We start from the raw sequence: 21,684 nt of genomic DNA on the forward strand, positions 1-21,684 counted from the left end.
TTTTCGTTTGTGGGTGATTACCAGCGGTTGCCACGTCCGTTGTAGTCGCCACGTCCGCTGTGTCGGTCATAGTTGCCGCGTCCACGGTGGTCGTTGTCCCAACCGCCGCGACGATGGCCGTCCCAGTTGCCGCGGTCATTGCCGTGCCAGCGACGGCTTTCGTAATAACGCGGTGCCGGCTGATAGTAGCGTGGTGCCGGTTGGTAATAACGCGGTTGCTGGTAGTACCGCGGTGCTGGCTGGTAGTAGCGGGGTTGCGCGTAATACGTGCTGCCTCCGCTGTAATAGGTGCCACCTGTGTTGTAGTAAGCCGGTGCGGGGGATGTGTAGACCTCGGAGCTGTAATACGAGTCCGCATACGAGTATGGGACGCAACCGGCAACGGAAAACATCAACGCAGCAAGCAGAAGAATTCGTCTATACATGGCGGCCTCCTGGACCGCGGGTTGGCCACACCAGCGACGCTGGCGGGCGACAGCCATTTAATCGGTGGCTGACGAAATATCTGACAGCGTTTTCCGAATCTGGTGCGTTCCTGCAACAAGTTGAAACAAGTGATTGATGAAACCTTGTTCATCGGTAAAACGCGGTCATTCAGCTGCTGATTAGTGGTGACCACCGTGATATCCGCCGCCGTGATAACCCCGTCCGTAGCCGCCTCGGTAGCCGTAGCCACCGTAGTAATAGCGGCCGCCGCCGTAGTAACGCGGACCGTAATAACCGCCGTAGTAATAAGGCGAGTAATAGCCGGGAGAGTAGTAGGTGGCGGGGTAAGCGTCGTAAGGGCCGGCGTAGTAGTAACAACCAGACAAACCAAAAACGAGAACGGCACCGAGCAAGATTTTCGGGATACGCATGGCGGCCTCCTGAAAGACCCACGGCCGCAACGGAACAGAGCAGCCGACACACGTTTGACTGGTGCGGAGCAATCAAGTGCCCAGTGCCGCTCGGCTTCAGATCAGCGGTGTTCGCCCCCTCGCAAAACCCTGTGGGAGCGAGCTTGCTCGCAAAGGCGGTGAATCAGCCAAATCATTGTTGAATGACATACCGCATTCGCGAGCAGGCTCGCTCCCACAGGTTCTGATGCAATACCCCCGAATACAGGAGCATCCATTCGCGCCGCACATGGAGCAGTTATTTGCGCGCCGTGCCACTAGAATGCATGCCATCGGGCCACTGCCAACGGAACTGCCATGCCGCATCGATCTGCGCTGTACTCCCAACGTTCGCTGGTATTGACGTTGATCGCCCTGCTCGGCGCCGGTTTCCTCGCCACGTCCCTGCTGAGTTACTACGCCTCCCGCGCATCGATCCGCGACAACATCGTCAACACTGAACTGCCGCTGACCTCCGACACGGTGTACTCGGAAATCCAGAAAGACCTGGTCCGGCCGATCCTGATTTCCTCGATGATGTCCCGCGACACCTTCATGCGCGACTGGGTGGTAAACGGTGAGCAAAACCCCGAACAGATGACCCGCTACCTCAACGAGGTCATGACCCATTACGGCGCCTACACCGCGTTCTTCGTCTCCAACAGCACCCTCACCTACTACCACGCCAAAGGCGTGCTCAAGCAGATCAAAGTGGAAGAACCGCGCGACGCCTGGTACTTCCGCGTCCGCGACATGAAAGACCCCTACGAGATCAACGTCGACCCGGATCTGGCCAACAAGGACAACCTGACCTTCTTCATCAACTACAAGGTCTACGACTACCACGACCGTTTTATCGGCGCGGCCGGTGTCGGTCTGACCGTGGATGCAGTGATCAAGTTGATCGACAAGTATCAACAGCGCTATCAACGCAGCGTGTATTTCGTCGATACCTTTGGCCGGCTGGTGCTGACCGGTGCAGAAGGTGGCCCGCAAGGTGCGCACATCGGCCAGAGCCTCGGCGAACTCGAAAGCATGAAAAGCCTGGTCAGCCAGTTGCCCAAACCGCATACCGGCAGCTACGAATATTCCGCCCACGGTCAGGGGCATTTCCTCAACGTGCGGTTTATTCCGGAGTTGAACTGGTACCTGTTCGTGGATAAACGCGAAGACGGCGCCTTGAGCGAAATCCGTCAGTCGCTCTACCTCAACCTGCTGATCTGCCTGTTGGTGACGCTCAGTGTTCTGGCGCTGCTCAACCGCGTGATCAAGCGCTATCAAACCAAAATCCAGGCTCAAGCCACCCTCGATAGCCTCACCGAACTGCCCAACCGCCGCGGCTTCGACATTCTCGCCGCGCAGGCCTTGCACGAAGCACAACGCGAGACCAAACCACTGACGGCGTTGCTGCTCGACCTCGATCACTTCAAGGTGTTGAACGATTCCTACGGGCACATGGCCGGCGATCAAGTGCTGATCGGTTTTGCCCGCGATCTGCAAAGCTGCCTGCGCCACGCCGATATCGTCTGTCGCTGGGGCGGTGAGGAATTTATCGTTTTACTGAAGGACACCGACGGTGACACCGGCCAGAACATTGCCGAAAAGATCCGCGAACACGTCGAACGCCAGGAATATGCCTACAACGGCCACGCACTTAGTCTGACGGTGAGCATCGGCGTCACTACCCTGCAACGCGATGACACCTTGCACAGCCTGCTGTCGCGGGCCGATCATGCGATGTATCGGGCCAAACAATCGGGCCGTAACCGCACCTGCGTGGAAATGCCTCACTCGACTTATGCCTGAATCCGACGTTAAACCCGACCATTGCCCAGCCTGCGGCGCCCGCAACGACTGCAGCCTGGCCGACCCGCGCACCGCTGATCGCGAATGCTGGTGCTACGGCGTGACTATCAATCCGTCCGTGCTCGAAGCGTTGCCGCCAGAGCTGCGCAACCAATCCTGCCTGTGCCCGCGTTGCGCGCAGGTCGAGGCGCAGTTGCAAGCGGCCAAGCGCTCGATCCCGTAAGATGCGTGGCCCTTCTTTCACTGAACTCTGAACATGCGCGTCGATCGTTTCCTCAGCAACCTGCCCCGCTACAACCGTCAGCAGGTTCGCCTGTTGCTGGTGGAAAAGCGTGTGCGGATTGACGGAAAAGTCGTCAGCGATCCGCACAGCGAAGTGCTGGAATTCAGCCGCGTCGAAGTCGATGACGAAGTCCTGCAAAGCGGTAAGCCGGCGCGCTATTTCATGCTGCACAAACCGCCGGGCTGCGTCAGCGCCACCCGCGATCCGCAACACCCGACCGTGCTCGACCTGATTGATGAACCGGACAAGGACGACCTGCACATCGCCGGACGCCTGGACTTCAACACCACCGGTTTGATGCTGATCACCAACGACGGAAGTTGGTCCCGGCGCCTGACCCAGCCGCAGACCAAATTGCCGAAGGTCTACTACGTCGAGACCGAGCAGGAGATTGGCGCGGAATATGCGATCACCTTCGCCGAGGGGATCTACTTTGCGTTTGAGGACCTGACCACGCAACCGGCGCAGCTGGAGCTGCTCGGCCCGTGCTCGGCGCGGTTGAGTATCGTCGAAGGTCGCTACCATCAGGTGAAGCGCATGTTCGGCCACTTCAACAACAAAGTCGTGCGTCTGCACCGCGAATCGATAGGCCCGCTATTGCTCGACAGCGCGCTAAAACCGGGCGAGTACCGCGCTTTGCGCACCGAAGAGATTCATTTGTTCTAAGCCCGCGACCGCTCAGCAGAAGTTGTCGAACAATTTACCAACGGCACTTGCGCGATCCTGCCTCCCCTGCTTGAATCAGGACGTCGGCCAAATTGTGACCGACAAGTCACAACATACTTCTAAGAAACTTTTTGCCGGTCGGAGAGCCACCAGACTCCACCTCCCCCGGCAGACTGCCCGCCAATAACAACACCCGTCGACCTGCCGTTCCGGATCGACATGGGCTTCAAAACTCCAGGCGTATGCCTACCTGTCACAAAGCTCGTGCAATCTCTATTTGCGCGCATACCCGCTTGCTTGCCAGGAGTCTTATGACATGAGGCCAGAAATCGCTGTGCTGGATATACAGGGTCAGTATCGGGTTTACACGGAGTTCTATCGCGCAGACGCCGCAGAAAAGACCATCATTCTGGTCAACGGCTCGATGGCCACAACTGCGTCGTTTGCACAGACTGTGAAAAACCTGCACCCGCAATTCAACGTGGTTTGCTACGACCAGCCCTACGCGGGTCGATCGAAAGCGCACAATCGCCACGAGAAGCACCTGACCAAGGACGTCGAAGGGCAGATTCTGCTGGAGCTGATCGACCACTTCGCCGCCGAACACGTGTTGTCGTTTTCCTGGGGCGGCGCCGCGACCCTGGTCGCCCTCGCCCATCAGCCACGACGCATAGAGAGAGCGGTGATCAGCTCGTTCTCGCCGGTGATCAACGCACACATGCTCGATTACCTCGAACGCGGCGTCGATTACCTCGGCCAGCGCGACGGCGACCGGGTCGGCCATCTGGTCAACAACACCATCGGCAAACACTTGCCGTCGCTTTTCAAGCGCTTCAATTATCGCCACGTCAGCAGCCTGGCCGAGCACGAATACGGGCAGATGCATTTCCACATCAGCGATGTGCTGCACAGCGATCGCCAGTGCTACTTGAATGCGGCGAAAAAGATCAACGTACCGGTGCTGTTTTTAAACGGCGAATGGGACGAATACACCGCGGCCGAAGATGCGCGCCTGTTCGGTAACCATGTGGCGCAGAGCACGTTTACCACGCTGCAAGCCACCGGGCATTTTCTCGACATGGAGCACAAGGCCGCGTGCCGCGATAGCCAGAATGCCTTGCTCGGATTTCTCAAACCGGCACAGCAGACCAGCCGAACGCGTTACTCGTTTGTTCAGGATCAACATGCACTGGCCATTTGAAAAAGTGTCGTCGCGAGCGAGGCTGCAAGGTAGGGATTTTGGTTTACCGACCCGCAGGGCTCGCCCGCGATTGACCGGTTTCAGTGATTTAAAGCCTTCATGAGTAAAAGAAAAACTTCAAATCCGTGGCCGAGTCTGGTACAAAGTCAGCCGCTCTGAGCGGGTATAGTTTAATGGTAGAACAGTAGCTTCCCAAGCTTCCGACGAGGGTTCGATTCCCTCTACCCGCTCCAACATTCTGTTTTCAGGTACTCCCGAGTAATCCTATAAACACCGAAACCCCAAAGAACCCGGCCTATTGAGCCGGTTTTTTTATGCCTGCATATACCCCTATACCCCTATGTATGCCTTGGCATTATGTATGCCTGCTTGTATGCTAATTCAAGAGACGAACTTAGGCATACAAAAAATGAAGCGGAAAGATATCAAGCGCCGCCCTCTATCCGACACAGCCCTGTCCGGCCTGGAGCCCGAAGCGACTGCCTACAGGGAAAAGGACGGGGACGGCCTGTACTTTCGCGTGAAGCCAAACGGCACCAAGTCGTGGGAGCTTCGCTACAAGAAACCGGACGGTAAGTGGAGCTGGCACGGTCTTGGCGGTTATCCCGATTTTTCAGGCGCCATGGCGCGCGAAAAGGCACGAGAAGCTAAACGCCTGGTCGCCAGCGGCACTGATCCGGTACAGCATAAAGCCGCCCAACGGGTCGCAAAAGAAACAGCCTGTGCCGACACCTTTGGTGCTGCCGTCGAATACTGGTATCAGCGCAAAGCTCAGGACGGTCGAGCGGCCAGTACCTTGCGTCTGATGCGCGGATACTTAGACAACGATGTTCTGCCTGCCCTCGGCAGCAAATTGTTGACCGATATCACCCGGCGCGACTGCGCCAATCTTCAAGAAAGCATCGAGGCCAGGGGCGCTCTGAATACACGCGACAAGATCCGCGTGGCTCTGCGCCAGATATTCAGCCAGGCGATCGCGCGCGGCCTGTGCGAACACAACCCTGCAAGCGAGTTAGGTGCTATCGCCGCTCCAACACCGAAAGCCAAACAATACCCTCACCTGCTTGAGCCTGAACTTCCCGCCTTCCTGCGAGCTCTGCGCCATAGCACGAGTCGAACGCCCGCCCGAGTGGCTACCTGGCTTGTCGTGTGGACCGCAAGTCGACCAGGTGTTGTGCGTTACGCCGAATGGAGCGAAGTCGACTTTGAGCGAGCCCTGTGGAGCATTCCTGCTGAAAAAATGAAGGCACGCCGGGACCATGTCACCCCGCTAAGCCGACAGGCACTGGATGCGCTGCGCGAATTGCACCGAATGACAGGTCGCGGACGTTATTTGTTCCCTGGTATCGGCGCCAAGAAGCCTGTTATCAGCGAGAACACCATCAACCTGACGCTCAACAAGGTCGGCTACAAAGGCCGTCTCGTAGGTCATGGCAGTCGACATACGGCTAGCACACTCCTGCGCGAACATGGCTGGGAAAAAGACTTTGTTGAGGCCCAATTGGCGCACAAAGAGCAAGGCATGGCAGGCGTCTACAACCAGGCAGCTTACCTGGAGCAACGTCGCTCGATGCTTCAGTGGTACGCAGACTATCTTGAAGCACTCGAAACGGGCATGACTGCAGCACAACGTGCCGAGTTTGATCGCTTGGTGAATAGCTCTGGAATCAACGTCGTAACGCTCAAGCTCGCTTGATCAAGTTACCTGCCAAGCCGGATGAAAAGAGATCACCTGCACACCGGCTAGCCAACCTTTGCAACAGTTCACCTACGGAGGCTTTGTGGACGAAGAAGAATTTCTGGACCTCAAGGGTCTCGGTGAAACATTCGTGGACTTCGATGCTGTCGATAAGTCCATTGTCTTGGGACGAGAGGACTTCATCCGGATGGCGATGCCAACCGAAGGAGGCAAAGTAGACCTAGAAAATTTTGGCGGCTGGCTTCGAATCGGCCGCAACGGGCTATATGTGAATCTCGACCATGAGCAAACCGCCGACCTAACTCCAGAGGAAGCGGCGATCCTGTGCGCCCATCCATCCGGCGACCTTGAGGCACCAGTCCTCAGTTTCGCGTGTACTGTCGGTGAACTGGAGCAATGCGTGGAGTTTTCGATTGCAGCGGGACGGGACTTCCCGCTCAGCAGAAAGGCATTTGAACAAGTAGTATCTTCAAAGGCACAACAGAAGCTCGTTGAAAGCTGTGAAGCCGATCAGATAAAACCCTCCACTCAAAGTAGCAAACACCTGACAAAGCCGGAGCAGCGCCTTCAACAAATTCGTCGCTGGTTCGAGGAGCAACGCGAATTCACCACAGCGAATCTGCGTTCCGCCCGGAGCGGGAAACTGGGGGCGCGTGACGCATGTTGGTCCTGGCTCGAGCAGCAAGGTCTGACCAAACCAGGCATCCTTTTCTACGGCTCATACAAAACTAAAAGCAAAAAAACCAATAAATTTACTGACTCTTGGAGTGAATTCCTCGAGAAAACAGCTGATAGGTAGGTGGGAAAATTAGGTGTACCTACCTACTAGCTTTCGGGCTAGTTGCATGGCGCATCGTTCGCTTCACGGATCAACCCGAGAGCAAACGATATGAATCACCACAATCCCAATCCGCATTTCAACATCCCGGCTGCCGGCCCGTCGGTACTGATCACCATGTCAGAACTGGCGGCCTTACTGCACCGTACCCGCTCCGGCGTAGACAAGCTGCGTCAGCGTGACCCCAATTTCCCCAACCCCCTGAAAGACGGTACTGACCGGCGCAGCCGCATCTACTTTGTGCGCAAAGAAGTCGAGGATTATTTGCAGGCCAAGCTCAACGCCCGTGAAACGGTGGCTTACCTGGAAAGCGCTAGCAACTACTTGTCCAGCGCTCACTCGCCCCTGAAGGACTAAACCATGAATTACTTTCAACGCGACCAGTTGGCCGCGCGGGGTTCGGCTTGCCTGGAGAAAGTCTTCGCCATGTTGGTCATGTTGCCACCCAACGCCGAACTGCTGCTGATGCTGCTGGTTTTGGAGGTGCTGCCGTGGGTGTAACTTCCATCGAAAAACTGCTGTCAACTCTGGATAAAGTGAAGCTTGTGAAGGCCGGCCGCTGGATTGCCTGCTGCCCCGCGCACCACGACCGGACTCCCTCGCTGAGTATCAGCGAAGCTCAGGACGGCACTGTCCTCATCAAGTGCTGGGCCGGTTGCAATGCGTCCCAGATCGTTAAGGCTGCCGGCTTGGAGCTGCGCGATCTGTTTCCGGCGCGTGCCAGTAAGCCACGCATGCCTAGCCCAAGTCGTGAAGCCGTCAACCACGAGCGCACCGTCGTCGCTATTGGTAATGCTCAGCTCGCGAAAGGTGAGCATCTGAATTCGAAAGATCAGGCCCGCTTCAACTTGGCCCTCGCCCGCCTCAAACGCTTGGCGGTGAAGCCATGACTGGGGTGGACCTTTTCGCTAAGCAATGGGTTGAAATCGACCTGCAGCCGACCTCTTTGAATGACGGCCGCGGCGAAGATGAAACTGAAAACGAACGGCAGAGCCAGGCGTCGCAGCTGGTCGCCTATGTCCAAACCCGCGCCGAGCTGTTCCACGACGAGAACAAGGAGGTTTATGCGCAGGATCGCGGCACAGGGGAAGTGCGTCGGGTAGATGGTCGTCAGTTCCGCGACTGGCTTGTGGCGAGCTTCTACAAAGACGCTGGTAAGTCGGCACGCGACCAATCCGTGCGGGAGGCTCTGTCCACCCTTTCCGGCTTGGGTCGCTTCGATGGTCAGTGCTTGCCAGTTCACATCCGGGTCGCCGGGTCGTCCGGTCAATACTTCCTGGATCTGGCTATTCCAGGAGATAGCCGGGTCATCTGCATCGAGCCTGATCGCTGGTTCATCTGCGATTCGCCGGCAGTGATGTTCACTCGCCCCGAGGCTATGCAACCGTTGCCGATGCCGATCAAAGACGGCTCTATCAGCATGCTTTGGAAGATTGCCAACATTCCCGAAAACCAGCGTTTGCTGGTGCTGGCCTGGTTGGTCGAGTGCTTGCGCCCGGACACTCCGTTCCCGTTGATCGAGCTGATGGGTGAACAGGGCACCGCGAAGAGCACCACGCATACCGCCCTGCGTCGCCTGATCGACCCCAATGCTTGCGACTTGCGCACTGCGCCGAAGAGTGCCGAGGATGTATTTGTCGGTGCCGGGGCCTCGTGGATCGTCTGCTACGAAAATGTTAGTCACCTGTCTGCGCAGATTCAGGACGCCCTCTGTACGGTGGCGACCGGCGGCGGTTATGCCAAGCGCAAGCTGTTCACTGACGCAGACGAAAGCATCATCAACGTGAAACGCCCTGTTGGCATCAACGGCATCTCGGCTGCCGTTACCGCACAAGACTTGATTGATCGCACGCTCAGTATCGAGATGCCCGTTGTGCGTGAGCGAGTCGAGGTGACCGGTCTGTGGCAGGCGTATGAGGCCGAACGCAGCCAGCTGCTAGGCGCGCTGCTCGACATTGCGGCAAAGGCACTCGCGCTGCTGCCGTCTATGCGTTTGCCCGCTGGCGATAAGCCTCGCCTTGTGGAGTTCGCACTGCTCGGCATGGCCGTCGCCAAAGCAGTGGGCCAATCCGGAACCGAATTTATGATGCAGTTCACCGCCAGCCGGCAGGAAAGCATCGCCCGCACCATCGACGCCAGTCCGGTTGCCGGGGCAGTACTGGAATGGTTTGAACGTTACCCCTATGGTCGTCGCGCCTCGGCAAAGGCTCTGATGGGCGAGATCGAACATTTCCGCCCGACGTACTGCGATGCGTGGCCGAAGTCGGCAAAGGGTTTTGCCGATGCCCTGCGCCGTGCGGCACCGGCTCTGCGCCAGCTGGGGGTCGAATGCCGGTGTCTCGGAAAGATTGGCGGATCGGTACAGTGGGAAATTGTTCCGAAGGAACAAGGGACTTCTTCAAGTCCTGCAAGTCCTGATGTCCTGCAAATTAATGGTCGCGAGGAGGACATCAGGACGTTCAGGACTTCGAAACAGGCCTTGTTCCGCGATGAGGTGGAACAAGCAGGTGCTCAGGTCGTCGCTACCGACTATGAGGAGTTCTAGTATGGCCGCATTGGACTACCTCAAAGGCTGCGGCCTAAGCGTTGAAGCTATCAACGGCAAGCTTCGCCTCAGCCCTATCAAACTCATCACGGACGACGTGCGGCGCTATGTGCAGCAGCACCGCACGGACTTGTTGACCGAGACTAAATACGCACCATTGGCCTGGCTCCACTTGCTTGTTCTGAAGTCCGGCGCTGTCGTACAGCACTTCCTCGAGCAGAATACGGCAGAGGTCGAGCAGGATGCCCGGCGTCGCCATGGCGCTCTCCTGCTATCCGTAGTGCCATTGCCAGGTATCCAACGAGCGCTAACCGACGAGGAAATTGCCAAGGCCCTTGCCGGCACGCTGGCAAAGCAGCAGACGCCCGTGTTGGATGGCAAAGACTGGTTGCGTCGTGTGGCCGCTCATCTGGAAGCTTCACCGGACTACTTGATGAAGCAAGGTTTTCTCGACCGGCATGACCTGGTGGAACAGCAACACCAATTGCCCGAAGCAGTGGCATCTCTGATCCGCAGCAATCCGGCCTGGCGTGCTCCTCCTGTGAATAACTGATCGCCAAAAATACTGCTTAGCCCACATGAAACAGCGGCGCCCGCTAGGACAACAACCATGAGCAAAAATAGGATATTCAAGGAAACACCCAAGACTCGGCTGATTGTGTCCGTGGAAGCCAGCACGGTGGAGTTGATCGACGAGCTAATTCGTCGGGGGCATCCGGCCAAGGGGAACCGTTCGGAATTCGTGCGTCTGGCTATCGAAGAGAAGCTGGAGGGTGACGTGGTTCGGTTCCAGAACCATTTTTCAGCAGTTCCCTAGACGTATCTGAAACAGTTGGAGGATTTTCGTCAGCCCTTAATGCGTGCGTATTTTGATGATTTTCAGACCAGTACGCGCGCACGCGCGTAGGAGGATCGTCAGAAAGTGAAGAATGCGGGCAGAGGACCGTGGTCGCGCGCCCCTCCTAAGATTTTCAACTTACGAGACTGATCGCTCTTGGCCGATAACTGCCTTTCACGAATGGCAGTTATCGGCCCAAAGCCGAAGCAGGGCTCCAGAAATGGCGACCACTCAGCGAACATTCAACACTTAAGTTGCTGAGCGTTGAAGGAGTGATGTTCAGGATCAACGTGCGGTTTGAAGCTGCCGCCGTTTACCTTGTCGGCAGGTCGAGATCAGCGAACTCACACTTTCGGTCGCCATGCTTTTGCTCCTCAAACGTCTGCTAGCTGGAGACAACTCAGGGCCGGTATCGGACCTGAACACTGCGGTTGCCCGCAGGAGACTGAAGCACGTCGTCCACGCGCAAGCTACAAAATTCCTCAACGAAGTCTTTGATGGCGAAGGCGGTCTCCAGTGCACGCTTGTCCTCCGGCACATGAGCAGCAAGTGCTCGCGGCATAACGACGATGCACTTCGCCATCGCACGAGAGATTGCGACGTTGGTACGTTCGAGTTGCATAAGGAACGTTTCCTCGCCGCTAATGACGTCGACATCTGCCACACCAAAAGTCACGATGATTGTATGGCGCTGCCCACCTTGGAACCGCTCGACCGTATCAACCGCGTCGGTGATGAAGTCTGCTTCCATAGGCCAAATATCGGTTAGAGCTTGAACGACCAAGGCCCGTTGAGCGCGATGCGGTGTCACGATGCCAATGCACGTAGACCAAAAATGCGGTGCATCTGGCACTCCATGAGTGGAAGGGTTAAGCCCCCAGTTGTCGAGGTCTGCGCTAACCGAGTGCCGTAAGCCACACACGAGGTTGGCGACAATTTGCGCTTCATACTTGTTGCCCTGTGAAGAGATATCGTCGTCATGCAAAACGGTGACGACGCGCGTGCTTTCCTGCAGCACGATGTCGTAGGAAGCTGCCCACGGGTAATCCGCATGATATTGCGCATGCCCGGGAAGCGGCTGGAGCAGATGCAACCGGCAGTTCGCGTAGGCTGCCGCCAAGTGTTGCGGATATCCAATGGAGCGCGCGAAATCGACGATGTGATCTGCCGAGCGGTAGTTCGTTGCTAACACACATGGCTGCAGAGGGGCAGTGAAGGGACGCTCGAGCAGATAGGTTTGAATGCTGCCGACAAGATATTCAACTTCTGCGGGAGCCTCAATGGACGTGATTGGTGGCATCTGAAGGTGGTCACCAGCCACAACGACGCGGGCGTGGTCCTTCATTCCACTAAATGAAGCTATCGCGTGCGAGACAGGAACTTGGGAACTTTCGTCGATGACAACCACGTCGAAGACTTGATGCAAACTCGCTCCTGCAATTCGCTTTGCAAACTGTCTGCCCTGCCGTACTTGGCACCCCACGATTGTCACGGCCGAACCGCTTCGCAACTGCGTTAGGCAGGAGGCAAGGTCTGCGTCATTCGAATCGAAGCTGAACCTGGTGTACGGTACGTGCGCAGCAAGGACTGCCGGGAGGGGGCCGGTACGTCCCATGGAATACCCCATGTACATCGAGCAGGGCGCGCTGGCGTCAGCGGACAACATTTCCGCTGTTCTGCGCATAACCTCTTCAACTGCCTTGTAGGTCGGCCCGGTCACCAGCACACGCAACGGAATGCCCGTTGCAACTGCATCACCCACAATCGCGTGCAACATCGCTGCCAGCGTATTTGTTTTCCCCGTTCCGGGCGGACCCCAGATTACTGTCAACTCTTTCTCAATGGCATGGGCAATGGCGTCGCGCTGAGAGTCATTGAGCGAATGTGTAGCCTTTGCTGCATCGGCCATGACGAGAGCAGCTGCTTTTGGAACGACAACTCGCTGCTGTAGTACGTCCGGGCTCCACAAGACACGTGCAGGAGCCGTCTCAGGGTCAGTTCTGCGTGTGGACGACGGATTTATACCCATCGCTCGTGCCGCGTTGGGATCAGGTGTGGCGATTGTTGGTGTCCCAATCGCCTGCAAGATTGGTTTGCTGTGTTCCGCCCAATTAAAAATCGCCGGACTCTTCGCCTGAACCAAGAATATGTCGTTCAGCAGAGAGAACGACGCGTTCTGGATGAGGTATTGCGCAAACTGAGGCTCCTTCCAGTAGCTGATTTCAACCTGTGCGACATGAGCAACCCGATCAAAGCTCACCAGCCGCGCTTCAACTGCCGACCAGAGGGGCATGTTAAGTACGGTAGGGTCGCCGGGAAACGGCGGAGCGCCCGCCCCGAGCACAGAGTAGACACGCTGCAGCGGCATCCCTGGAAGACCCAGCTTCCCAATAGTTAGCTTTGAATCTTCCTTGAACTTGGCTTCGGAAGAGCTCGGAGCAACGGTGAACTGGTAAAGGTTTCCACGTACGTGAAAGCCGTTGCGAAGGACGATGGCTTCGTAAGTTGCCTCCAAGCGCTCTCCATCAAGAGACAACTTTATATGCGCATCCAACTGCGATGTATTGAAGTCCAACTCGTCCCACCAGAGCCAGAGCTTGCCGTCAAAAGCAACCTTCGTTGCTCCGCCCGGCACCGAGGTCGGAATCTTCGTTGCCCTTGCACGGAACTGATTTCTGTAGTCATCTCGTAGCTTCTCGCATACGGCTTCAAGTGACTGCGACTGGCGCTCAAGAGCGTCGGAGTATTTAGAGATGAGTGTGTTGCGGGGAATGACGTTCGTTCCTCGCTTAACCTGGGGGGTGTTTGCCCAAAGCTCATAGATGCGTTCGCGCGGGATGCCGTTACTCAAATATTCTCGATAGTAGGGGTCGGAAATGGCGCGCGAGTACGTACCCCGCCGATAGTGATCTACTGTGTCGAACAGGGTGATGACGTGCCGTGTAGGAGCAAAGACGAGGCGGCGCACAATTTCCTCTACAGTAACGACGGTCGCAGCCTCCACCGCTTCAGGACGCACCAGCATATCTTCGGACGCAAAGACCCATGCCAGAGCCTTCGCCTTGCGCATAGAAAAGGCAAGCACTCGCGGCAGATGCCTGCCCATAGCGTTGCACAGCTCTTGGAATTGCCGCTGCTCCCAGAAATGAATCTGTCCGGTCACCTGCCCGCTGACCATCTGCTCAGCTGTATCAATCCAGTTTGCGATTTGGGTCAGGAAGCCCTCCAAAGCGACCCACTCAGCGTTGAGCGACTTTGAATCAACGATGTAGGGGACGGGAGAAAAACGACGCGGTGCGACACCGGCTGAAAAGGTAGTAGCGACGCCTGAAATCGCAAGGCCCGTGAGAAGTCCAGAACTGGAGTCAAAATTGACGCTTGCGTACAGCAAGATGTTGGCGGATTTAACCAGCGAGGCAATCACACCATCAGCATCATGCGATAGGATTCCTGAATTGATGGCAGCCGAACGTGCTGGAAATGCCTTCGCTTCCTTCTTTAGTAACGTGTGCAACTGCAGGGCCGGATGGCCAGTTGCGCCAGCAAGTGCAGTTGTATCGGCAACGGTGTTCTGGCGTAGTACCTTCTTGGCCCCTCGCGTGATGCCGGGAACCAAGCACAAGTGGCCTGTGGACTCGGCTAGCGGCATGCAGTAATGCGCGGGGTTGCCGTCTACGACGCCTCGATGGGCCGGCCCCATGTGACGCTTGTCACCTAACCAGTCGCACGCACTGCAACTACCCGAGATATGCCAGTCCAGAGCCTGCCATCCCTGTCCTGGTACTTGCCCCACTTGCACGACTCTCGCAACCTCCGAGTAAAAGCTTCGAATAGTGGGTAGATAGAACCGAAGCTGAGCATCCTCCGAGTCGGTCATGAGTGCATCAACGAGACTCTGATGGCTAGCGCCACCACGTCGTTCGAGCTTGTCGAGCTCGCTGTCGACTTGGTTGTGACGCGTCCAAAGCCGCGCGTCGAGGCTAACAAAGAAGCGGTTGGCCAGTTCTGGTCTCGCCCGCAGCCAGTTCGCAAGCATTACCGCATACATCGCAATTTCCGAGCAGTAGCTCGGATTTGCCTCCGCCGTGTGCTTAACATCGAGGATACAAATAGCCTTACGTGTCTCAAAAAGCTCGTCGATCACTCCCCGAGTGCCGTCTGGTAAAACCTCTTGGTCTCCCGCCTCCGCATTTCTTATGTAGTAGATGTCGGGAATGAAGTCAGCTATGGGTGGCACTAAGGGGATATCGGCCGCATCCACCCCGATGGTGGAAAGAACCGTAGACTGCTGTGCGACGATGGAGAAGTGGCCCTGCAAGATGAAGTGAGGAACTAATGTCAAAGCAGCCAGTGACGCTTGCAGGTCAACGTTGCCGTACTGAGTGACAGTCCTTGAGTAACTTACGATACCGCTGAACAACCGCACAAGCTGGTCGTTTCGATCAACCTCGAACTCCTTCCCCTCTACAGCTAGTACCCCGATTCCAGGACGTTTGATAGGCTCAGGCAACCCTGCAGCGGCCATTGCTGCCTTGTCGTGCAATGAGAGGAACAGTTCCTTGTCGCACTTCGTGCGCAAAAACATCGACAAGGTACTTTTTGACACCTTCAACCGAACTGGATTGCCTACGGTAGCCATCTTTTTTCCCTTAAATCCTTTTTACGTGGAAGTCATACTCTCTGGCTGCAGCAGAGCCCGCAGCCATGTGGTCAGCCTGGCGCTTCCCAGATGCGGCCGTTTTGGCGCTTCGCACTGAGACCTCGGCCCACTGCACGCCGGAGGCCTCCAAAGAGGCGCGGACCAAAGCTTTCGCATCGACTTTTGCCGATGGGATGATTCCGAAGCGGATATGCATGTCCAGATCTTCAGCGGTCGTTCTAGCCATGTTTTTCCATACCTTGCCTAGCGACACTGCGAACGTCTCAAAGCCTGTGTGTTGAAGCTGCGTGCTCTTGCCATAGATGACGTGGTCCTCCCCGCCCAGAAACCAATTCCTTAGCCACTGATCTTCGACGTACGTGCGCATGCCGTAGTAAGGTGGCGAAGTGACGACAACGGAGAAGTCCCGACAAGCTGGTGGCAGTGAGGCAGCGACTCGGGAATCGCCCCTCCGGGCGTCAGTTAATACACCCGTCTGCAGCAACTGAGGGCTGTCGAGTCGCCTAAGCTTGCGCTCCAAAACCTTAATAACATCTACTTCAGGCGCCACCAGTTGCCTCTCCATCCAATAGCGCACGGAGTAGTCCGGCTTGGAGGAAAAGGTGCGTGGCATCTGATTTGAAAAGTATGAACGCCGCTCCGCCGTCTTGCCCGTCGGGCCGTGCAGGCAGCCCAACATCGCCGCACGCAGAATCACGGTTGTGTCCGTCTCACGCCCAACCCGAAGAAGTCCTTCGCGTATCGCGCAGACGTTTAGTAGCACATCTGGATGGAATGCCGCTCGGAAGAAGCTATTGTCTGGCACCGCGACCGGCGCATGCTCTTCCATATAGCGCTTCGCCAGTTCCAACACTTTCAGAGTGTCAACCGCGGCCAACTTCGCACGAGCGATAGCAACCGCAATCGGAGAGCTGTCAATGCCTCGGGCAGCCAACCCAAGTTTGCGCGCGGCGAACAACGTCGTTCCGCGGCCACAGAATGGGTCCATCACTACTGGATTGGCCTTCCGATACTGCTTTAGCACCCCAAGCGGATACTCTAGCGGGAACATCGTGAAGTACGGGCAGATGGCGTTGAGCGCGTTGTCACGCTCATAGGCGATAGATCGAGGCATGTGCGGTTCGCTGTTAATGAAGTAGGTAGAACTTTTTTCTTGTGCCCGCCTCGGTACCGCCGGCCCTCTCCTGATGCCAGGACGATTGTCCCCAGCTTCACAGAGTTTCCGCCTGCCTTCCTTGTCGCGATTTGCAATTATCCCCATCGGAGCCTGTGGTCACAACCCTATCAGAGGAAGCCGCGGGTGACGTACGACCGCCCTTTGCCGATTGCTGCCTGCCGCGAAAGGCAGCTACCGCCCCCAATGCAGATGCTCAAAACTAGCGGGGTCGTCCCGCAAAGGTAAAAGAAGAAAACATACTAGCATCGCAGGGCGCTACTTCCGGCTCCTCCCTGGCGCGTCAGCCTTTGTTAGCGTTGAGCTTGTGCAACTCCTCGTAGGTAGCCGACTGGACGAACCAGAAACCGGAAACGATGCACCAACCCAGTGTGCCAACCACGAAAATCCCAAGGGCTGGCAATAACCCGCTGGTGAACATGGCGATGAAGGCGAAAAGCCAGATCACGGCCAGAGATACGTAGAGGACGATGTTGTTTACGCTGATGACGAAGTCTTTCACGGGGCGTATTCCTTGCGGGATGTCAAAAAAATACCCCTCCTGGGGCGCGTGCATGCTATCACATTGCCTCCATAGGTTAGATAGCGAACACAGTCGACGCCATCGGCCCCGGCATTCACGCAAGATACCTCTGACAGGATGTTAAGCAATGCAGCATGCAAAATTCGAAACCAGGTCAGTCTACGATCTGATCAGTGATACGGACGGTCATCCGAGGGTGTTCCGAATTCCGGCCTACCAGCGTGGTTATCGGTGGAAACCGGCTCAAGTTACTCAATTGCTTGAGGATGTGTGCGAGTTTGGGAAACGGGCTGATCCGCAGCCCGACGAGTTCTACTGTTTACAGCCGTTAGTGTTGAAGACCGCAGGTGGTGCTTATGAAGTTGTCGATGGGCAGCAGCGTCTGACCACGCTGTTGCTGATCCTGCGCCACTTCAACGAGCGCATGGCACCCAAGTACCGATCAAAGCATTTCAGCCTGAGCTACGAAACGCGGCCCGAACTGCCGTGCTTTCTCGACGAACCAAGCGCGGAGGAGGCAGCGCGAAATGTTGATTTCTACTACCTGCACCAAGCTATAGAAACCATCGAAGCCTGGTTTGCCCCGCGTGAGCAGGAGTTTGAAGGGTTCAAAAGCACGTTGCTCAACAAGACCCGCGTGATCTGGTACGAGCTAGACGATAAAGAGGATGCAGTCGATGCATTCACCCGCCTCAACGTTGGAAAAATACCACTGACCAATGACGAGCTGATCCGGGCATTGTTCTTGCGCCAGTCGGTCAATTCCGCCAATAACATCATTGGGGAACAACTACAGATTGCCCATGAATGGGACCAACTGGAAAAGGCTCTGCAAAATGACGCCTTCTGGTATTTCCTCAATGGCGAGAAAGGGGTCACTCATAACCGCATCGGTTTTCTTTTCTCGCTCGTAGCCAGACTGGAAGCCGAATCGAACTTGGAGCAACGTTATGGCGTGTTCCACGCCTACAGTCGTCGCTTGGCGCTGCCCGGTGCCAACGCCGCCATGGAATGGCTACGGGTCAAACAAGTCTTCATGCAAATCGAAGAATGGTTTGAAGACCGTAGCCTCTACCACATCATCGGCTTTCTGGTGCTGCAGGGCGTGGCTGTCCACTCCATTTTGCGCTGGGCTGCCCAAGGGCCGAAGGCCGAATTCGAAGCGCTTTTGCGCCGGGAGGCATTCGTCCGGTTGATCGGTAAACGGCTTGAAGCGTCTATCTCACAAGAGCAGCTTGAGACCGAACTGCGGGGCTTTTTACAAGCACTCGAATACGGGAAAAGCGGTGCGGCGAAAATTCGCGCCAGTTTGTTGTTGTTCAATCTGGCGTCGCTGTTGCGAAGCAAGGCATCTAACGCCCGCTTTCCGTTTGACAGCTTCAAGAAGGAAAGCTGGGACATTGAACATATCCGCTCCGTCACCTCCAGCCCGCCCATCGACAAGGCCGAGCAGGAGAACTGGCTGAGACATGCCGGAGCACAACTGCGAGCCATGATGTTGCCTGGTAAGCGTTATGAAGAGATTGAGGCCTATCTGTCCGCTCCGAAGACGCCGAGCTCCGATACGTTTAACACCTTGTATGCGAACGTCCTCAAGGATTTCCAAGAAAGTCAGGAAGTTGACGACGGGGTCGCCAATCTCACCTTGCTCGACCTTCACACCAACCGCAGTTACAAGAACGCGGTATTTGCGGTCAAGCGCAACCATATCCTTGAGCTCGATAAAGCAGGTGTTTTCGTGCCGCTCTGCACACGCAATGTGTTCCTCAAGGGGTACAGCCAGAATGTTGACCACCTCCTGTTCTGGAGTGCAAAAGACAGCAATGGCTACTTCAACGCCCTACTCGAGGCGCTGGTTGATTTCTTTTCGCAAGCGCATGAGGGCGTCGTATGAGCAGCAAGGGACAGCGGTTGATTTTTGAGGATTTGTTTAATCCTCGTGCGGGCGTCTGTATTCCGCTTATCCAGCGTGACTACGCGCAGGGACGTACTGTCAACGCCGATGTGCGCAACGACTTCCTGGCGGCGCTTGCCGGCGCATTCAAGTTGCCGGCTGACAGCGGTGAACTGCCCCTGAACCTGGATTTCGTCTATGGAGGGTACGATGACGACGGCCAGTTTCAGCCATTGGATGGCCAGCAACGCTTGACTACGTTGTTCCTGCTGCACTGGTATCTAGCTCAGCGCGACGACCAGAGTGAACAGTTCAAAGACCTGTTCTGCCATGACGGTAAATCCCGTTTCAGTTACAAAGTGCGTCCCAGCAGTACCGAGTTCTTCGACGCGCTTAGTCAGTTCAGCCCCAAGCGCGTACTTTCTGCAACCGAATCGTTGGTCCGATTGATCTGCGACCAGCCGTGGTATTTCCGCCGCTGGCGCCTTGACCCCACCATCCAGTCTGCATTGGTTATGCTGGAGGCCATGCATGCAGTCTTCCACAATGAACCCGCGGCAACTTTTGCGCGCTTGAGCGACCGCGAGCTACCAGTGATTACCTTTCAGTTACTGGACTTGGAGGAGTTCGGGCTGGCGGATGATCTATACATCAAGATGAACTCACGGGGCATGCCCTTGACCCCGTTCGAAACCTTCAAGGCGCGCTATGAACAGATCTTGCAGCACCACTACGAGGGGCAGGCCCGCACCGTGGATGGCGTCAAACTCAGCGTTGCGTCGTTCATCGCCACACGGCTGGATACGCGTTGGGCAGACTTGTTTTGGACGACCTGCAATGAAGGCGGAGCTGGTAGCGGGTTGATCTCTATGCAACTGTTCGACGATGCGATGATGAATGTACTACGGGTTATTGCGCTGGCAACTCGCGACCTCGACAGCCCAGGCTACGCTACGAACTTCAATACGCTGAGAGCGGCGAAATGGACCAATACATTTCACACCTTCGATGACAACGGCTGGCTCGATAAAGCCTTCTCCGACACCGTCGTGCTGCTGTTCGAAGCGTGGTCCAGCAACGGCGCTGGCTTCTGCTCACTTGTACCTGACACCCGTTATTACAGCGACAAGAAATTGTTCAAGGTGGCCTGCGCTGATCCGTTCCGGCTGAACTACACCCAGCTCGTACAGTTCACCGGTTACGTCCAGTTCGTGAAAACCTACCCGGACGCGCCTGCGCAGGCACTGGAACAATGGATGCGCCTAGTGTGCAACCTCTCTCACAACACCACCTACGTGCGAGCCGAGGATGCCCAGCGAAGCCTCAAAGGGCTGCGAGACATGCTGCCCCATGCGTTGGACATACTGCCGTTCCTCATCGACGCAGCGCGTCCGATTTCGGGCTTTAACGGTGCTCAAACCAACGAAGAGGTGCTCAAAGCGAACCTGATACTCGCCGACGACACGTGGCGCGACCTTTTAGGGAAGGCTGAGCTGCATGGTTATTTCCAGGGGCAGATTGGCTTTCTCCTCGACCGCAGCGGGGTGCACGCCGCTGCACTTTCTTCGTCTCTGAAATCACCCGACCACGCAGCGCTTAAACAACGGTTCAGCGATGCGCTACACATAGCCGAGGCGATGTTCAATGCCGACGGGCTGATTACCGTCGACACGGCATTCGCGTGGGAGCGCGCATTGCTGTCGCTCGGCGACTATTTCCTGGAGAACGGCAGTAATTACTCGTTCCTGGTAAACCCCATGGCAGAGCAAGGCAGTTGGAAGCGTCTGCTTGGTGAGGACAGCGATCACCGCAAGCTGCTGTTTTCGCTTTGGGATCAACTCGATGCTGGAGGAGCCTTGGCGCCTCAGCTCCACGCCATCGTCGCGCAAGCTGAGCCAGAGAGCTATTGGCAGCGGGTGCTGGTGCAAACGCCGGAGGCTTTCGCCTATTGCCGTAAGCGACAGATACGTTTCGTGGATGGAGATGTCAATGAAATCTATTTGTTGGCCAGGGAGCGGATGAGCGGCAGCCATGCAGAACTTCATACTTTTGCGCTGCATGCCCGGTTCGTCAAACAGCCCTCCGCAGCGTTGGCCGTTCTGCATCTTCAACCGTATGTGTCGGTATCAGGCGAGGCGGAGCAACCTTATCTCTATTTCGTTCATGGAGAAGGCCGCCAAAGTATTCACGTCTACGTATCGCATGAGAGCCAGCGCTTTCTGATCGAGATTGATAGATCCGAGGTTGAAGGAAGAGCGACCCTGCTAGATGCGCTGGTGCGGACTGCCGAACTGGAACCGGAGGATGAGTGGTATTCGGTAAGGTGTGAGTTCTCGGAAATCGATGAAAAGCTAGCCGCCGTTGCAAGAGTTTTGGCGGCAAGCGGAGACTGATCGGAGCGGTACTTTCGCCGAATTGAGGTTTCCTAAACCTGTAAGGGGCGATAAATGCCGGTCGCGATCGGCCGCACTCGACCCAGGCAGTGTGAAAACTCCGATGCCAATAAGAAGAGCACGCTGCTAGGCAGATTCTGAAAAAAAATTGGCTAACCAACCGACCCAGAACTCACGTATAAGCGCAATTTTTTAGGTTGTTTTTTAACCGGACGGAGTGCTGCACAAGCTGTCACACAGCCTGGCCCCAAAACCTCCGTTGATGGACGGCAGCAATTGTGGACGAACT

Annotated in this window: 19 protein-coding genes and 1 tRNA gene; 15 read left to right on the plus strand and 5 right to left on the minus strand. The window is 56.3% G+C overall.

The genetic code is table 11. The features are described from left to right. Positions 1-17: 17 nt before the first annotated feature. Positions 18-425, minus strand: coding sequence for a hypothetical protein (locus tag ACIPZE_RS06565; protein ID WP_400772018.1), 408 nt, complete (start codon positions 423-425; stop codon positions 18-20). A gap of 180 nt (positions 426-605) precedes the next feature. Next, positions 606-857 (minus strand): hypothetical protein, encoded by a 252-nt coding sequence (locus ACIPZE_RS06570; protein ID WP_283437363.1) that lies wholly within the window; start codon positions 855-857, stop codon positions 606-608. A 336-nt stretch (positions 858-1,193) separates the two neighbouring features. Between ACIPZE_RS06570 and ACIPZE_RS06575 the strand changes: the two genes are divergently transcribed. From ACIPZE_RS06575 to ACIPZE_RS06635, 13 genes are all read left to right on the plus strand, one after another. Beyond that, positions 1,194-2,681: a diguanylate cyclase gene (locus tag ACIPZE_RS06575; protein WP_400772020.1), complete on the plus strand. Its 1,488-nt coding sequence runs from the start codon at positions 1,194-1,196 to the stop codon at positions 2,679-2,681. Beyond that, positions 2,674-2,904 (plus strand): cysteine-rich CWC family protein, encoded by a 231-nt coding sequence (locus ACIPZE_RS06580; RefSeq protein WP_129390372.1) that lies wholly within the window; start codon positions 2,674-2,676, stop codon positions 2,902-2,904. The genes ACIPZE_RS06575 and ACIPZE_RS06580 overlap by 8 nt, the downstream gene beginning before the upstream one ends. A 33-nt stretch (positions 2,905-2,937) precedes the next feature. After that, complete coding sequence (locus tag ACIPZE_RS06585; protein ID WP_129390369.1) at positions 2,938-3,630, plus strand: pseudouridine synthase; 693 nt, start codon at positions 2,938-2,940, stop codon at positions 3,628-3,630. A gap of 316 nt (positions 3,631-3,946) precedes the next feature. After that, positions 3,947-4,831 carry an alpha/beta fold hydrolase gene (locus ACIPZE_RS06590; protein ID WP_064119706.1) on the plus strand — a complete coding sequence of 295 codons (885 nt, stop codon included), beginning with the start codon at positions 3,947-3,949 and terminating at the stop codon, positions 4,829-4,831. Between the two features lie 159 nt (positions 4,832-4,990). Further along, positions 4,991-5,064 (plus strand) — tRNA-Gly (locus ACIPZE_RS06595). Positions 5,065-5,240: 176 nt separating this feature from the next. Next, positions 5,241-6,527, plus strand: coding sequence for a tyrosine-type recombinase/integrase (locus tag ACIPZE_RS06600; protein ID WP_400772023.1), 1,287 nt, complete (start codon positions 5,241-5,243; stop codon positions 6,525-6,527). 85 nt (positions 6,528-6,612) lie between these two features. Beyond that, complete coding sequence (locus ACIPZE_RS06605) at positions 6,613-7,329, plus strand: hypothetical protein (RefSeq protein ID WP_400772025.1); 717 nt, start codon at positions 6,613-6,615, stop codon at positions 7,327-7,329. 90 nt (positions 7,330-7,419) lie between these two features. Next, complete coding sequence (locus ACIPZE_RS06610) at positions 7,420-7,725, plus strand: hypothetical protein (RefSeq protein ID WP_400772027.1); 306 nt, start codon at positions 7,420-7,422, stop codon at positions 7,723-7,725. Positions 7,726-7,728: 3 nt separating this feature from the next. Beyond that, the gene (locus ACIPZE_RS06615) at positions 7,729-7,869 is read left to right on the plus strand and encodes a hypothetical protein (protein WP_169856181.1); all 141 of its coding nucleotides are present in this window, start codon (positions 7,729-7,731) and stop codon (positions 7,867-7,869) included. Next, the gene (locus ACIPZE_RS06620; RefSeq protein WP_400772028.1) at positions 7,860-8,258 is read left to right on the plus strand and encodes a CHC2 zinc finger domain-containing protein; all 399 of its coding nucleotides are present in this window, start codon (positions 7,860-7,862) and stop codon (positions 8,256-8,258) included. Before ACIPZE_RS06615 ends, ACIPZE_RS06620 begins: the two co-directional genes overlap by 10 nt. Then, positions 8,255-9,913 carry a hypothetical protein gene (locus ACIPZE_RS06625; RefSeq protein ID WP_400772030.1) on the plus strand — a complete coding sequence of 553 codons (1,659 nt, stop codon included), beginning with the start codon at positions 8,255-8,257 and terminating at the stop codon, positions 9,911-9,913. The genes ACIPZE_RS06620 and ACIPZE_RS06625 overlap by 4 nt, the downstream gene beginning before the upstream one ends. A gap of 1 nt (position 9,914) precedes the next feature. Further along, on the plus strand, positions 9,915-10,466 hold the full coding sequence (locus ACIPZE_RS06630) for a hypothetical protein (RefSeq protein ID WP_400772032.1): 552 nt from the start codon (positions 9,915-9,917) through the stop codon (positions 10,464-10,466). 57 nt (positions 10,467-10,523) lie between these two features. Beyond that, positions 10,524-10,730, plus strand: coding sequence for a ribbon-helix-helix domain-containing protein (locus ACIPZE_RS06635; RefSeq protein ID WP_400772033.1), 207 nt, complete (start codon positions 10,524-10,526; stop codon positions 10,728-10,730). A 421-nt stretch (positions 10,731-11,151) separates the two neighbouring features. Here ACIPZE_RS06635 and ACIPZE_RS06640 read toward each other — a convergent pair whose 3' ends face one another. The 3 genes from ACIPZE_RS06640 to ACIPZE_RS06650 all read right to left on the minus strand — a co-directional run bounded on the left by ACIPZE_RS06640 (position 11,152) and on the right by ACIPZE_RS06650 (position 17,087). After that, on the minus strand, positions 11,152-15,390 hold the full coding sequence (locus ACIPZE_RS06640) for a DEAD/DEAH box helicase (protein ID WP_400772035.1): 4,239 nt from the start codon (positions 15,388-15,390) through the stop codon (positions 11,152-11,154). 10 nt (positions 15,391-15,400) lie between these two features. Then, entirely contained in the window at positions 15,401-16,525 is a 1,125-nt protein-coding gene (locus tag ACIPZE_RS06645) for a DNA methyltransferase (protein ID WP_400772037.1), read from the minus strand. 343 nt (positions 16,526-16,868) lie between these two features. Next, positions 16,869-17,087 carry a hypothetical protein gene (locus tag ACIPZE_RS06650; RefSeq protein ID WP_400772038.1) on the minus strand — a complete coding sequence of 73 codons (219 nt, stop codon included), beginning with the start codon at positions 17,085-17,087 and terminating at the stop codon, positions 16,869-16,871. 148 nt (positions 17,088-17,235) lie between these two features. On the opposite strand from ACIPZE_RS06650, the gene ACIPZE_RS06655 reads away from it, so the two are divergent. Continuing rightward, complete coding sequence (locus ACIPZE_RS06655) at positions 17,236-19,002, plus strand: DUF262 domain-containing protein (RefSeq protein WP_400772040.1); 1,767 nt, start codon at positions 17,236-17,238, stop codon at positions 19,000-19,002. Beyond that, entirely contained in the window at positions 18,999-21,395 is a 2,397-nt protein-coding gene (locus ACIPZE_RS06660; protein ID WP_400772042.1) for a DUF262 domain-containing protein, read from the plus strand. The genes ACIPZE_RS06655 and ACIPZE_RS06660 overlap by 4 nt, the downstream gene beginning before the upstream one ends. The last annotated feature ends 289 nt before the right edge of the window (positions 21,396-21,684 follow it).

This window comes from Pseudomonas sp. NPDC089741 (genome assembly GCF_044748825.1).
Classification (GTDB): domain Bacteria; phylum Pseudomonadota; class Gammaproteobacteria; order Pseudomonadales; family Pseudomonadaceae; genus Aquipseudomonas; species Aquipseudomonas helmanticensis.

Excerpts from the sequence above, each read along its gene's own strand:
- ACIPZE_RS06590 (WP_064119706.1), top strand. The coding sequence starts at position 3,947 with ATGAGGCCAGAAATCGCTGTGCTGGATATACAGGGTCAGTATCGGGTT.
- ACIPZE_RS06640 (WP_400772035.1), bottom strand. The coding sequence starts at position 15,390 with ATGGCTACCGTAGGCAATCCAGTTCGGTTGAAGGTGTCAAAAAGTACC.
- ACIPZE_RS06585 (WP_129390369.1), top strand. The coding sequence starts at position 2,938 with ATGCGCGTCGATCGTTTCCTCAGCAACCTGCCCCGCTACAACCGTCAG.
- ACIPZE_RS06655 (WP_400772040.1), top strand. The coding sequence starts at position 17,236 with ATGCAGCATGCAAAATTCGAAACCAGGTCAGTCTACGATCTGATCAGT.
- ACIPZE_RS06660 (WP_400772042.1), top strand. The coding sequence starts at position 18,999 with ATGAGCAGCAAGGGACAGCGGTTGATTTTTGAGGATTTGTTTAATCCT.
- ACIPZE_RS06580 (WP_129390372.1), top strand. The coding sequence starts at position 2,674 with ATGCCTGAATCCGACGTTAAACCCGACCATTGCCCAGCCTGCGGCGCC.
- ACIPZE_RS06630 (WP_400772032.1), top strand. The coding sequence starts at position 9,915 with ATGGCCGCATTGGACTACCTCAAAGGCTGCGGCCTAAGCGTTGAAGCT.
- ACIPZE_RS06635 (WP_400772033.1), top strand. The coding sequence starts at position 10,524 with ATGAGCAAAAATAGGATATTCAAGGAAACACCCAAGACTCGGCTGATT.
- ACIPZE_RS06565 (WP_400772018.1), bottom strand. The coding sequence starts at position 425 with ATGTATAGACGAATTCTTCTGCTTGCTGCGTTGATGTTTTCCGTTGCC.
- ACIPZE_RS06570 (WP_283437363.1), bottom strand. The coding sequence starts at position 857 with ATGCGTATCCCGAAAATCTTGCTCGGTGCCGTTCTCGTTTTTGGTTTG.
- ACIPZE_RS06625 (WP_400772030.1), top strand. The coding sequence starts at position 8,255 with ATGACTGGGGTGGACCTTTTCGCTAAGCAATGGGTTGAAATCGACCTG.
- ACIPZE_RS06600 (WP_400772023.1), top strand. The coding sequence starts at position 5,241 with ATGAAGCGGAAAGATATCAAGCGCCGCCCTCTATCCGACACAGCCCTG.
- ACIPZE_RS06575 (WP_400772020.1), top strand. The coding sequence starts at position 1,194 with ATGCCGCATCGATCTGCGCTGTACTCCCAACGTTCGCTGGTATTGACG.
- ACIPZE_RS06645 (WP_400772037.1), bottom strand. The coding sequence starts at position 16,525 with ATGCCTCGATCTATCGCCTATGAGCGTGACAACGCGCTCAACGCCATC.
- ACIPZE_RS06615 (WP_169856181.1), top strand. The coding sequence starts at position 7,729 with ATGAATTACTTTCAACGCGACCAGTTGGCCGCGCGGGGTTCGGCTTGC.
- ACIPZE_RS06610 (WP_400772027.1), top strand. The coding sequence starts at position 7,420 with ATGAATCACCACAATCCCAATCCGCATTTCAACATCCCGGCTGCCGGC.